Genomic DNA, 13626 nt, shown 5'->3' with positions numbered 1-13626 from the left:
GCTGGTTGTGGTACGACCAGTTAGGCCGTCCATTTTTCAGCGTAGTCAACGTTAGCAAAAGCGCCAGTAAAAACGTGCGTTATCCCGTAAAGAGTTTGCCATCCCGGACAAGATCGCGCGGGTAACTATTCTTCAGTCGCGATCCAATGCGTTTTGCCAGACCGATCGGCTGATGCTGGAACGTAACCAGTACGTCGTCACTCGTCGGTGCGGTTTGCGGGTAAACATCTCTACCGCGATACCACTCTTCCGCTTCGGCAAGGGTCAGTTCGAATGCATGGCTGTGGTTCGGGTCGGCGAGGGCGATAACGGCCTCATGCTGCCAGCGATACCCTTTATTGTGGGTTTCGGCCAGTTTGATCCCGAGTCGAGAAAAGCGAACCTTGCCAATCAGAGGTTCAATTTCAGTCGGGAACAGCCAGATCTCTTTATCGCGCTGCCACAGGCGCAAATTATCTTCCCACTGCAGTCCACAAGCGCTCGCGGCTTGCGTGACAAGCGCAGATTCGCGTCCTTTAAGCGGGCTAAACGGGAAGTTACCGACTTTGTACTTCGGCGCAGGTAGTGCAGGGATTGCAGCTGTTTTGCGCAAACGCGCAACGAAGAAACCTTCGCAATCGTAAATCTGCGGGAATACATGCAGGAATCCTTCCGGCGTCAGGGCGCGTTCGGCCTGCGGAAATAAATCGTCCAGAGGTAAAAACTCGACGGCATCAGGGTAGGTCTCAATCAACCACTGCATGATATTTTCATTTTCGTCACGATTAAGCGTACAGGTCGAGTAAACCAATGTGCCACCGGGACGCAGGGCGTGGAAGGCGCTGTCGAGCAGTTCGCGCTGGGTTGCGGCAATTTCCAGATTACTTTCTACGGACCAGTTTTTTAGCGCATCGGGGTCTTTACGCACCACGCCTTCACCGGAACACGGTGCGTCGAGCAATATGGCATCAAATGATTCCGGCAACGCAGCGCCAAATACGCGTCCGTCAAAATGGGTCAGGGCGACGTTGGCTATCCCGCAACGACTGATATTGGCATGCAGGACTTTGACGCGACTGGCAGAAAACTCATTCGCCAGAATGGCGCCTCGATTATTCATTTTTGCGGCAATTTGCGTGGTTTTGGAGCCGGGGGCTGCCGCAACATCCATTACGCGTTCCGGGGTATTGCCTTCGGCGAACAGTGCTGCGACTGGCAGCATTGAACTGGCTTCCTGAATATAAAACAGGCCGCTTAAATGTTCTGCGGTGCTGCCGAGCGGCACTGACTCTTCATCATCGCGCTCGATCCAAAAGCCTTCAGCACACCAGGGAACCGGAGTGAGAGACCAGTTGTAAGGTGCTGTCAGCGCGAGGAAATCGGCAACGGAGATTTTCAGCGTATTGACGCGAATGCTGCGGCGCAACGGGCGCTGACAGGCAGCGAGAAATTCATCGAATGAGAGCGTGGAAGGCATTGCTTCACGCATTTGAGTCAGAAAGGCGTCGGGAAAATAAGCCACTTGGTACCACCGGCAAAAAAACAGGTGCGCAGTGTAGCATAAGTGCTCCGGCGCGCGTACGCCGGAGCAAGTGGAGAGATTAACGTGGCAGGGCGGTTCCCCATTCACGCCACTCTTTTGGTTCGCTTTCTAGCAACAGGAAGTGTTTACCGGCCTGTGCTTTCGGAGCCAGCGGTGTACCTGGTGGAGTCGCGAAGGCGATGCCGCCGCGGATGAACTGATTGAAGGTACCGGTCTTCACGACACCGCCGGTCAGGCCGAAGTCGAGATTGTAGCCGGATGCCAGCCAGAACACGGAGTTGTTGCGTACCAGATGCTGATAGCGTTGGCTAATGCGCATGGCAACCATCACACGATCGGAAAGCGAGCCCAGCGTCAGCCCGGTGACGGTCCCCACTTCAATACCTCTGAACAAAACCGGGGTTCCGATATTCAGCGAACCTGCTTCTGGTGCTTCAACCACAATACTCAGACCATCGAGGTAACGAGAGTCGGTAATGGTGGCTTCCTGCAGTTCAAAATCACGGCGCGGATTACCGCGTCCTGGTTCAACGTTGATATACGGTTGCAGGATTGTATCCAGATGCTCCACGCCCGCCGCCGAAATTTGCGGGGTGATTACGGAGAAACGGGTACCGCTTCGCGCAAAGGTTTGTACGTATTCCGGGTACAGAACCGCTTTTGCCTGAACTTCGTTACGGGCGGTGATCAGCTCAAGCGTCTGGATCTGTCCGATATCGATTCCCAGGTAGCGAATCGGCATGCCTGCAGCGAGTTTACCGGCATCGAACGCATGCAGCGTTATCTGGCCGCCGACCGCACGCGCGGCGGTTTCCGAAGCATACAGAATACGCTTGTCGCCTTTACGTTGGCTGGCGCTGGCACCGCTTAAATTATCGAAGCTAATCGCCCCTTTCAGCGCGCGTGAAAGGGGAGATGCCTGTACGGTTAACCCGCTGCCGTTAAGCTGAACTTTTGCTCCGCCTTCGGCCCAGAACACGCTGTTGCTGGTCAACAGGTTGCGATATTCCGGTTTGATATGCAGATCGATATCAAATGCATCGGCGCGAGGACAAACACTAATCACTTCACCGACCTCGAATTTGCGGTAAAGCACCACCGAACCAGCCTGTACATCAGGTAGCGTTTCGGCGCTCAGGCTGACCGTAGTGGTTGGCAGATCGCTCAGACTGTTTTCAATCGCTTTCTCCAGGTTAGCGTAAAGCGGGTAGCTTTTTTTCATTTCACCCTTAGTACCGGGCAAAATACGAATGCCGCCACTGAGCCACTCACTGGCGCTGGCGCCAAGGAACTCCACGCCATCAAGTCCGACTTTGACATCCACGCGGCTGTTCACCACGAACTTACTGTCACCCTGCACCAGGTCACGATGCTGTGGTTCAACAGCAACGGTAAATGAGACGCCTTTGCTGGAAAGCGTACGCTCAATTACCTGACCGACCTGTACGCCGTGAAGAATTAGCGGCTGGCCAGCATCAATACCGTAACTCTCCGGCGCGGTCAGCGTAAACGTCATGACGCCTGGGTCGTGTAACAACGACATCTCAGCGGGAATAACGACAAACTGGTTACGCGGCTCGCCTTCGCCAGGTACCAGCTCGAAAGTTTTACCTGTTAGCAGCGAACTGAGATTCACATCGCTTAACGATAATTTAGGGCTGTGTAACTCAATTCGTGTGTTGTCACGCAGCAGCGTTACGACGCTGGGATCGACCGTCATTTCGCCGGTGACTTTACCGCCTGGGTTTAAATCCAGTTTTGTGAGCTGACCGACTTCTAATCCTTGATACATCAGCGATGTTGAGCCTGCTTTGAGTCCATCTCCGCTGGGTAAATCAAGCTTGACGATTACTCCACGCTGGCTGTGCGCGAGATCCTGATATAGACCAAACGTGTCGTCTGCCGCAGCAGGTTTTGAGTCTTCGGGTGAATCAAAAGCAATGGCACCGTTGACCAGCGCCGCCAGACTCTCCAGTTTTACCTTCGCACCGCTAAGGCTGACATCCGCATTTACACCGGAGACGTTCCAGAAGCGGCTGCCTTTTTTCACCAGATTGGTGAAGCGACGTTCAATCAATACATCGATGGTTACGCCCTGATGGTTCGGGTTGATGGTGTAGTCATAGACCCTGCCCACCGGAATCTTACGGAAATAAACCAGTGAACCGCTATTAAGCGATCCGAGATCAGGGGCGCGCAGATGTAACATTAAATCGCCATTATCCAGACGATACTTGGGCTGGGTGTCGAGGGCGACGAAATGATCCTCGGCCTCGCCAGTACCGGGCATCATGCCGATATAGTTGCCGCCAACCAACGCATCCAGACCAGAAACCCCAGCCAGCGACGCCTTCGGCGTGACCAGCCAGAACTGGGTATCTTTGCGCAGAGCATCTTTCATGCTCGATTTGATGCTGACGCGGACTTCAATTTTGCGCAGATCTTTGCTGAGGTTGATATCCTGTACCGTGCCCACTTCAACGCCCTGATAACGAACGGGAGTACGGCCTGGCACAATGCCGTCCGCAGACATAAAGTCGATGGTCACGGTATTGCCGCGATCTTCATAGCTTCCCCAGATAAGCCATCCTGCGATCATCAGCGCGATGAACGGCAGCAGCCAGAACGGGGAGATACGGCGTTTTGTTTTAATCTGCGCTTCAGTCTGCGAAGCGGGCGTTTCCTGACTCATGTGCATCCCAAAGTAAGCGGCTGTCCAGCCATTCCACAGCAAGAATAGTCAATATTACCGCTGCGCCGAAATAAAACGCAGCCGGTCCCATAGTAAAAGCAAGTATCTGATCGCGATTTATCAGCGACATGGTTAACGCGATAACAAAGAGATCGAGCATTGACCAGCGGCCAATCCAGGTCACCATACGCAGTAGTTTTATACGGGTGCGTAACCCTTGTTCACAATTAAAGTGGATGCTGAATAGCAACGTAAACATCACAATCACTTTGGTGAATGGCACTAATATACTGGCGATAAACACGATCGCCGCTACGCCGACATTACTGTTTGCCAAAGACATTATGCCTGACAGGATTGTGTCTTCCTGTCGGCCGCCGTTGACATAAATTATCGAGATGGGCAGCAGGTTAGCGGGCAAAAGCAGGACAATCGAGGCCAGCAGTGCCGCCCAACACTTTTGGATACTTTGATTTCTACGCCAGCGCAACGGGATATGGCAGCGAGGGCAGCGACCGCGGGCATCCGGATAACCTGTAAAATGGCAGCCGAGGCAGACGCGGAGCTTTTCATCGGGCCGACGAGCCGGTCTTTGCGGGTAGAAACGGTCCCAAAGCTGCTCAACGTTAAGATGTGACAGCGTCAAAATACTGAGGATCACCAGCGCAATAAAAGCAAACAGCCCCACGCCAGGCTGCAAAAAAGCATAGTCCTGAACCTTGATTGATGCGACGCCGATACCCACCAGGTAAATATCGAGCATCACCCACTCTTTGAGCCTTTCCAGCATCAGCAGCACCGGGCGCAGGTTCATCCCAAGAATATTGCCAAACCACAGATAAGCGATTGAGGTCACGAGAATTAGTGGCGCGCCGGCGACGCAAAAAAGCACGAAGGAGGCGGTGAGGGGATCACCTTGTCGGGTCATTTGCCAGATGCCTTGCATCACATTGGCATCAATGCGCACACCTAATAAATAGATGTGCAGGAGTGGCTCTCCCCAGGCAAAGGGCATCAGCAGCAACATGGTGAAAGCCATTGCCGCCAGTCGCGTTAACGACCAGTCGCGTCCGTCACGAATTTTTGCCTGGCAGCGAGGGCAAAAGGCACTTTGGTGCGAACGCATTTTAGGCAAGCTAAATATCAGGTCACATTCAGGACAGCGATGATAATGTGCACGAGGTAGTGCCTCACCGATGGACCTGATGGCTATTTTTTTAGTTGGCGTGATGCGTGGTGTCGTTAAGGCCATGTATCGCGAATCAAATTGTTGAAGTAATGTTATCTTAACTCATGACGGGAATGATCTTGAGCATTAACGCATTTAATGTTTATTTTAGTAGGCTGCAGTTTTAAGTAAGACAACTAAGTGATTATATAATGAACAAAATAGAGCTATACACGGATCTGAACCGTGATTTTCAGGCATTGATGGCAGGTGAAACCAGTTTTCTGGCAACGCTGGCAAATACCAGCGCATTGTTGTACGAGCGTCTTGCAGAAGTGAATTGGGCCGGTTTTTACCTGCTTGAGGACGATACGCTGGTGCTTGGTCCCTTCCAGGGCAAAATTGCCTGCGTGCGGATCCCGGTAGGGCGCGGTGTGTGCGGTACCGCAGTGGCGCAGAACCAGGTTCAGCGTATTGAGGACGTACATGCTTTTGATGGACACATCGCCTGTGATGCCGCCAGCAACGCTGAAATCGTCCTGCCGATCGCTGTCGACAATCAGATAATCGGCGTGCTGGATATTGATAGCACGGCATTTGGCCGCTTTACTGAAGAAGATGAACAAGGTCTGCGTACGCTTGTGGCACAGCTTGAAACCGTGCTTGCAACGACGGATTACAAAAAATTCTTTGCGCGCGTCGCAGGATAATCAACGGATAACGTAGCAATTACTGATGACGTCATTATAATGTCGCCTGTTCATGCCTGCGCTTGTTGGCTACGTCCGTTGTAATCAGGAAATTTCATGGAAAATCAACCTAAGTTGAATAGCAGTAAAGAAGTCATCGCGTTTCTGGCCGAACGCTTCCCGCAGTGTTTTAGTGCGGAAGGCGAAGCGCGCCCACTGAAAATTGGCATTTTTCAGGATCTGGTAGAGCGTGTTGAGGGTGAAATGAACCTCAGCAAGACGCAGCTCCGTTCTGCCTTACGTCTCTATACTTCAAGCTGGCGCTATCTGTATGGCGTTAAATTGGGCGCAACGCGTGTTGATCTCGACGGCAACCCTTGTGGTGAGCTGGATGAACAACATGTTGAACATGCTCGCAAACAGCTGGAAGAAGCTAAAGCCCGTGTTCAGGCGCAACGCGCAGAGCAACAGGCGAAAAAACGCGAAGCGGCCGCTGCCGCCGGTGAAAAAGAAGACGCCCCGCGTCGCGAGCGTAAGCCGCGTCCTGCACCGCGTCGTAAAGAAGGTGCTGAGCGTAAACCTCGCGCTGAAAAACCAGCAGCAAAAGCACCGCGTGCTCCTCGCGAAGAACAGCATACCCCGGTATCTGATATTTCAGTACTGACGGTAGGGCAGTCTCTGAAGGTGAAAGCAGGAAATAATGCGATGGATGCCACCGTATTAGAAATCACCAAAGATGGCGTCCGTGTACAGCTGAATTCGGGTATGTCTTTGATTGTACGCGCAGAACACCTGGTGTTCTGAAACGGAGGCCAGGCCTGGCATGAACACTTTTTTTAGGCTTACTGCGTTAGCTGGTCTGCTTGCATTAGCAGGCCAGGCACTTGCTGTGGAAGACATCACGCGTGCCGATCAAATCCCCGTTTTAAAGGAAGAAACCCAGCATGCGACGGTAAGCGAACGTGTGACGTCGCGTTTTACGCGATCACACTATCGCCAATTCGATCTGGATCAGGCGTTTTCGGCAAAAATTTTTGACCGCTATTTGAATTTGCTCGACTACAGCCACAACGTGCTGCTGGCGAGCGATATCGAACAGTATGCAAAAAAGAAAACGGTCCTCGGCGATGAACTGCGCACCGGCAAGCTGGATGTCTTTTACGATCTCTATAACCTGGCGCAAAAACGCCGATTTGAACGTTATCAGTACGCATTAAGCGTACTGGCACGTCCAATGGATTTCACCGGTAACGACACCTTTAACCTCGACCGAAGCAAAGCGCCGTGGCCGAAGAGCGAAGCAGAGCTTAATGCGCTGTGGGACGGCAAGGTTAAATTTGACGAACTCAGCCTGAAGCTGACCGGTAAAACCGATGCGGAAATCCGCGAAACGCTGACGCGCCGCTACAAATTTGCGATTCGCCGTCTGGCGCAGACCAACAGCGAAGATGTGTTCTCACTGGCGATGACAGCGTTCGCCCGTGAAATCGACCCGCATACTAACTATCTCTCTCCGCGCAATACCGAGCAGTTCAATACTGAAATGAGCTTGTCTTTGGAAGGTATTGGCGCGGTTCTGCAGATGGATGATGACTACACCGTCATTAACTCCATGGTGGCAGGTGGTCCGGCAGCCAAGAGCAAAGCGATCAGTGTTGGCGATCGTATTGTCGGCGTCGGGCAGACGGGCAAGGGCATGGTCGATGTGATTGGCTGGCGTCTGGATGATGTCGTAGCACTGATCAAAGGGCCTAAAGGCAGCAAGGTACGCCTTGAAATTCTGCCTGCCGGTAAAGGTACCAAGACACGCACTGTGACGCTAACGCGTGAACGTATCCGTCTCGAAGACCGTGCCGTTAAAATGTCCGTGAAAACCGTTGGCAAAGAAAAAGTCGGCGTACTGGATATTCCTGGTTTCTATGTTGGCCTGACTGATGATGTCAAAGTCCAACTGCAGAAACTGGAAAAACAGAACGTCAGCAGCATCATCATCGATCTGCGTACCAACGGCGGTGGAGCACTGACTGAAGCGGTTTCGCTTTCCGGTCTGTTCATTCCATCCGGCCCGGTGGTTCAGGTTCGTGACAATAACGGTAAAGTGCGTGAAGACAGCGATACCGACGGCGTTGTGTACTACAAAGGCCCGCTGGTGGTATTGGTCGATCGCTTCAGCGCCTCAGCATCAGAGATTTTCGCTGCGGCAATGCAGGATTATGGCCGAGCGCTGATCGTTGGTGAACCAACCTTCGGTAAAGGCACCGTTCAGCAGTATCGCTCCCTGAACCGTATTTACGATCAGATGCTGCGTCCGGAATGGCCAGCGCTGGGTTCTGTTCAGTACACGATCCAGAAATTCTACCGCGTAAACGGTGGCAGCACGCAGCGTAAGGGTGTTACGCCAGATATCATCATGCCGACAGGTAATGAAGAAACTGAAACCGGCGAGAAGTTTGAAGATAACGCGCTGCCGTGGGACAGCATTGATGCTGCGACCTACACCAAGTCAGATAATCTGACGCCGTTCGGACCTGAATTGCTGAAAGAGCACAATGCACGTATTGCGAACGATCCTGAGTTCCAGTACATCATGAAGGACATTGCGCGTTTCAATGCGATGAAGGATAAGCGCAACATCGCTTCTCTGAATTACGCTCAGCGTGAAAAAGAGAATAACGAAGATGACGCAATGCGTCTGGCGCGTATTAACGATCGATTCAAGCGAGAAGGCAAACCGTTGCTGAAGAAACTGGACGATCTGCCGAAGGATTACCAGGAGCCGGATCCGTATCTGGATGAAACGGTAAAAATCGCGCTCGACCTGGCGCATCTTGAAAAAGAAAAGCCAGCGGAACAGCCCGCAACCAGTCAATAACCTCGAACAGGCACAAGAAATTGTGCCTGTTTTTTTAACAAGTGCATGAAGACGTCAGTCTGATACGATAAAATGTAAAGTTGTGTCTTTCTGGTGACTTAGCACCTATGGATGCTTGAAAATAGTCATAAGACCCATACGATATGGGTAATCGCATAGTGCGTTTTGTTAAATTGAGGTTAAAAGAAAATTATGATGCGAATCGCGCTCTTCCTGCTGACGAACCTGGCTGTGATGGTCGTTTTCGGGCTGGTATTGAGCCTGACAGGGATTCAGTCAAGCAGCGTTCAAGGCTTGTTGATCATGGCACTGCTGTTTGGTTTTGGTGGTTCCTTCATTTCGCTGCTGATGTCCAAATGGATGGCGTTAAAGTCCGTTGGCGGGGAAGTGATCGAACAGCCTCGCAATGAAAGAGAACGCTGGCTGATGAATACAGTCGCGAATCAGGCCCGCCAGGCCGGGATCGCTATGCCGCAGGTTGCAATCTACCATGCGCCAGATATTAACGCGTTTGCTACCGGTGCGCGCCGGGATGCCTCGTTGGTGGCTGTAAGTACTGGCCTGTTGCAAAACATGAGTCCGGATGAAGCCGAAGCGGTTATCGCGCATGAGATCAGCCACATTGCTAATGGCGATATGGTTACCATGACGTTAATTCAGGGTGTGGTGAACACTTTCGTTATCTTTATCTCACGTATTCTGGCGCAGATTGCCGCTGGGTTTATGGGCGGCAACCGCGATGAGGGAGAGGGTAGCAACGGTAACCCGTTAATCTACTTTGCGGTAGCGACGGTACTGGAGCTGGTATTTGGTATTCTGGCGAGCATTATTACGATGTGGTTCTCACGTCATCGTGAATTCCATGCGGATGCAGGCTCAGCGAAACTGGTGGGTCGTGAAAAAATGATCGCCGCGCTACAGCGCCTGAAAACCAGCTATGAGCCGCAGGAAGCGACCAGTATGATGGCGTTCTGCATCAACGGTAAATCCAAATCGTTGAGTGAGCTGTTTATGACTCACCCGCCGTTGGACAAACGTATTGAAGCGCTGCGCAGCGGTGAATACCTGAAATAATTGGCAGCAGACTTAAAATAAAAAGCGCGTCGACAGACGCGCTTTTTTTATGCCTGAACTCGCGGTTGTGTGATACGTAAGCCACTCACGATTGCGGCTAGCGAAGCCAGAATACCCGATGTTATCAGCGAAACGTGTGTTCCGCTGTCGCCAAACTGATTTAGCATCAGCGCAACCAGTGCGGCCCCGGTACTCTGGCCCAGTAAACGCGCCGTTCCAAGCATACCGCTCGCGCCTCCGCTACGATCACGCGGCGCGGAGGTGATGATGGTGTGATTATTCGGTGACTGGAACAAGCCAAAACCCGCACCGCACAAAATCATTGGCCAGATGATATTAAAATCAGAAGGTGATGCGGGCAGCAACACCAGCGAAAACAGCCCACACGCCATTACTGCCATGCCCAGCGCGCCCAGCAGACCCGCATGAACACGTTCAATCAAATATCCCGCCAGTGGGGCCATCACCATGGTTGCCAGCGGCCACGGCGTCAGCAGCAGGCCCGTTTCAACCTCGCTGCGCCCGAGAACCGTTTGCATGAAAAAGGGCAGGGAAACCATCGCCAGCATCTGTGCGCTGAATGAACAGATTGAGGTACAAATAGAGAGTGAAAACAGCGGAATGCGTAGCAGATCAACCGGTAATAACGGTACTGGCAATGCGAGTTGGCGGCGGATAAAGAAAAACCCTACCACGAGAAGCCCCACAAGTTCAGCACCAATCAGTTTTAGCGACTGTCCCTGTGCAAATCCGCTGAGTGCCGTGATTAACAAACCAAATGTTAAGGCGTTCATCACTGCGCTGGGCAGATCGAAGCGCGGTTTATTGCTACGTGATGAATTGGGTGGCAAAAAACGCATAGCCAGTAGCAGGGCGATGATCCCCAGCGGAACGTTAATCAGAAATAGCCATTTCCACGAGGCAATAGAAAGAATTGCCGCCGCAATAGTCGGACCCGCTGCCGAGGATACAGCCACGATAAAGGAGTTAATACCCATTCCGCGGCCAAGCTGGCGCTGAGGATAAATGAGTCGGATCAATGCCGTATTAACGCTCATCAGCGCCGCGCCGCCAAACCCCTGAGCCACGCGCGCTAACGTCAGCATATGCAGCGAGTCTGACAAGGCACAAAACAGCGACGCCAACAGAAACACGACCAGACCACACTTATAAATGCGTCGGTAGCCAAACATGTCACCTAAAAAAGAGAGCGATAACAGCGAAACAACGATCGCAATTTGGTAGGCGTTCACAATCCAGATTGAGCTGGCGGGTGAGGCCTGAAGATCGGTGGCGATAGTCGGGAGGGCAACGTTCGCTATTGCGCCGTCGAGTACTGCCATAGAGATGCCAATAACAATGGTTAAAATTGCGCCATATCGCTGGGGCAATGGCAGACCATCGGTCTGAGTTTTTTCCATAGGAAGTCAATATTGTCGGAATTTATGATGAGAATAATAATTTTAGCATTGATATTCAGGCGTTAGGTCGCAGATTTGTAACTAAGTAAGCAAAGAGCGATTGCGAGGGCTGATACGTGAAATTATAATAAAAACCGGTTCTGATTTTTATAAAACACTCGAAAGGGGTGATAAATGGCAATCGCAGATCTGGATAAACAACCCGATTCTGTATCTTCCGTGCTGAAGGTTTTTGGCATCCTGCAGGCGCTCGGTGAAGAGCGCGAAATTGGTATTACCGAGTTGTCGCAACGCGTCGTGATGTCGAAAAGCACCGTTTATCGCTTTTTGCAGACCATGAAAACGCTGGGCTATGTGGCACAAGAAGGGGAGTCTGAGAAATACTCACTGACCCTGAAACTATTCGAGTTGGGTGCTCGCGCGTTACAAAACGTCGATCTTATCCGTAGCGCTGATATTCAGATGCGCGAACTTTCGCGCCTGACCAAAGAGACAGTACACCTTGGCGCACTGGATGAAGATAGCATCGTCTACATTCATAAAATCGACTCCATGTACAATCTGCGCATGTATTCTCGCGTAGGTCGCCGTAATCCACTGTACAGCACGGCTATCGGTAAAGTTCTGCTGGCATGGCGTGACCGCGATGAAGTGAAGCAAATTCTGGACGGTATTGAGTACAAACGCAGCACCGACCGTACTATTACCAATACTGATGAACTGCTGGTACTGCTGGATAAAGTCCGTGAGCAGGGCTACGGTGAAGACAACGAAGAACAGGAAGAAGGTCTGCGCTGCATTGGTGTGCCGGTGTTTGACCGTTTCGGTGTGGTGATTGCAGGCTTGAGTATTTCATTCCCGACGCTGCGTTTCTCAGAGGAACGTTTGCACGAGTATGTGGCGATGCTGCATACGGCTGCGCGTAAAATTTCAGAACAAATGGGTTATAACGATTATCCGTTCTAATCTGGCGTAATAGCGTCAACTTAAAAACCCCAGGTATTTTTGTATCTGGGGTTTTTTATGAACAGTCATAACGTTAGTTGGTGCAAATAACGTAGCGTATGTATTGTTGCTATATTAACCGTTATCAATAATGACCGTACTTTTTCTTAACAAAGGGCAATCCGACAGGCCAATGATACCGCTGTTTGTGTGGACGTATTGTGCGGTGCTGGTTCCGCGGGCGGTCAGATATTGGCATTGCAAGCCCAGACCCGCTGCATTCTCCTTACTTCCAATCAAAATTCCGTAGCCGCTCAGTAATAAACCGATCCAAACCAGAGCTAACAACACAATAGCGCGGATTATCAGACGCATTACAACCTCTTATCTTTTCTCGTTATTATTAGATTAGCCTGTACATGGGATGAAACAAGTGAATCATTCCTAAAAAGATTGAATGCCGATACAGTTAACGCTGGGTTTAGGTAACGCATGATAATTTATAGACATAAGATGTAGATTCGAAGAGTGGAGCTGGAGTGAAAAAAATTCGCTGGGTAGTGCTGATAGTTGTCGTGCTGGTATGCATACTGATGTGGGCGCAAGTGTTCAACATCATGTGCGATCAGGATGTACAATTTTTCAGCGGTATTTGTGCCATCAATAAATTTATTCCCTGGTAAGCGCATTTTTGCCACAGTTGATTACCTTCTTGTGCGGCAGTGGTAAACTACGCTGTCTACATTGAGGTGGTGAAATGAACGAAGTTTTGAATTCTGGCGCGTTGGGTTTGGTGTCTTTGGCTGTATCGGTGGTGATTCTGGTTGTCGGGCTTGTACTGTGGTTTTTCGTCAATCGGGCAAGTTCGCGTACTAATGAGCAGATTGAGCTGCTTGAAGCATTGTTAGATCAGCAAAAAAGACAGAACGCATTGCTCCGTCGCCTTTGCGAAGCTAACGAACCTGAAAAAGCAGCAGAGCCTGCTGCGGTCACAGCGAAGGATGAAGATGATGACATCATCCGCCTGGTAGCTGAGCGGTAAAAACGGTATGACAGGGTGAGGATCTGTTGCTTTTGTTCTCAGATGTTTCATCCTGTCACCAACGTGCCAGATTATTTTCTTCTGTATATGTCGTGTAATTAGCACTCTGATACGCGTGTAAACTCAGTATTTTCAGATGCTCCAACCAATTAATATCTTATCCCCGGTCTGATATAAATATAATTTCCCATACGATAAAAA

At 51.0% G+C, this 13626-nt stretch carries 12 protein-coding genes; 7 read left to right on the top strand and 5 right to left on the bottom strand.

The features are described 5' to 3' along the window. Positions 1–79: 79 nt before the first annotated feature. The 3 genes from rsmF to yebS all read right to left on the bottom strand — a co-directional run bounded on the left by rsmF (position 80) and on the right by yebS (position 5466). Positions 80–1501 carry a 16S rRNA (cytosine(1407)-C(5))-methyltransferase RsmF gene (rsmF, locus tag C2U43_RS14385; RefSeq protein ID WP_008785038.1) on the bottom strand — a complete coding sequence of 474 codons (1422 nt, stop codon included), beginning with the start codon at positions 1499–1501 and terminating at the stop codon, positions 80–82. A 79-nt stretch (positions 1502–1580) separates the two neighbouring features. Continuing rightward, on the bottom strand, positions 1581–4214 hold the full coding sequence (locus tag C2U43_RS14380) for a PqiB family protein (protein ID WP_103285357.1): 2634 nt from the start codon (positions 4212–4214) through the stop codon (positions 1581–1583). After that, positions 4183–5466 (bottom strand): membrane integrity lipid transport subunit YebS, encoded by a 1284-nt coding sequence (yebS, locus tag C2U43_RS14375; RefSeq protein ID WP_048216185.1) that lies wholly within the window; start codon positions 5464–5466, stop codon positions 4183–4185. Before yebS ends, C2U43_RS14380 begins: the two co-directional genes overlap by 32 nt. A gap of 128 nt (positions 5467–5594) precedes the next feature. On the opposite strand from yebS, the gene C2U43_RS14370 reads away from it, so the two are divergent. The 4 genes from C2U43_RS14370 (at position 5595) to htpX (ending at position 10017) form a co-directional block, all read left to right on the top strand. Beyond that, complete coding sequence (locus C2U43_RS14370; RefSeq protein ID WP_003833782.1) at positions 5595–6092, top strand: GAF domain-containing protein; 498 nt, start codon at positions 5595–5597, stop codon at positions 6090–6092. A gap of 96 nt (positions 6093–6188) precedes the next feature. Continuing rightward, positions 6189–6875, top strand: a complete 687-nt coding sequence (proQ, locus tag C2U43_RS14365; RefSeq protein WP_003833781.1) for an RNA chaperone ProQ — start codon at positions 6189–6191, stop codon at positions 6873–6875. A gap of 19 nt (positions 6876–6894) precedes the next feature. Continuing rightward, complete coding sequence (gene prc, locus C2U43_RS14360) at positions 6895–8943, top strand: carboxy terminal-processing peptidase (RefSeq protein ID WP_048235216.1); 2049 nt, start codon at positions 6895–6897, stop codon at positions 8941–8943. A 192-nt stretch (positions 8944–9135) separates the two neighbouring features. Then, the gene (gene htpX / locus C2U43_RS14355) at positions 9136–10017 is read left to right on the top strand and encodes a protease HtpX (protein ID WP_003034964.1); all 882 of its coding nucleotides are present in this window, start codon (positions 9136–9138) and stop codon (positions 10015–10017) included. A 47-nt stretch (positions 10018–10064) separates the two neighbouring features. On the opposite strand, the gene C2U43_RS14350 is transcribed toward htpX, so the two are convergent. Next, on the bottom strand, positions 10065–11438 hold the full coding sequence (locus C2U43_RS14350) for an MFS transporter (RefSeq protein ID WP_103285356.1): 1374 nt from the start codon (positions 11436–11438) through the stop codon (positions 10065–10067). Positions 11439–11612: 174 nt separating this feature from the next. On the opposite strand from C2U43_RS14350, the gene kdgR reads away from it, so the two are divergent. Beyond that, entirely contained in the window at positions 11613–12404 is a 792-nt protein-coding gene (gene kdgR / locus C2U43_RS14345) for a DNA-binding transcriptional regulator KdgR (protein ID WP_103285355.1), read from the top strand. A 114-nt stretch (positions 12405–12518) separates the two neighbouring features. Here kdgR and C2U43_RS14340 read toward each other — a convergent pair whose 3' ends face one another. Beyond that, positions 12519–12758, bottom strand: coding sequence for a YobH family protein (locus C2U43_RS14340; protein WP_003034975.1), 240 nt, complete (start codon positions 12756–12758; stop codon positions 12519–12521). Positions 12759–12922: 164 nt separating this feature from the next. On the opposite strand from C2U43_RS14340, the gene mgrB reads away from it, so the two are divergent. Together mgrB and C2U43_RS14330 are read left to right on the top strand one after the other, a co-directional pair. Further along, positions 12923–13066, top strand: coding sequence for a PhoP/PhoQ regulator MgrB (mgrB, locus tag C2U43_RS14335; protein ID WP_003034977.1), 144 nt, complete (start codon positions 12923–12925; stop codon positions 13064–13066). Positions 13067–13140: 74 nt separating this feature from the next. Further along, entirely contained in the window at positions 13141–13425 is a 285-nt protein-coding gene (locus C2U43_RS14330; protein ID WP_103285354.1) for a YebO family protein, read from the top strand. Positions 13426–13626: the final 201 nt, after the last annotated feature.

Origin of the sequence: Citrobacter freundii complex sp. CFNIH9, from assembly GCF_002903305.1 — a bacterium.
Classification (GTDB): Bacteria; Pseudomonadota; Gammaproteobacteria; order Enterobacterales; family Enterobacteriaceae; genus Citrobacter; species Citrobacter portucalensis.
Note: the sequence above shows the minus strand (reverse complement) of the source record. Positions and strands in the feature narration are given on the sequence as shown.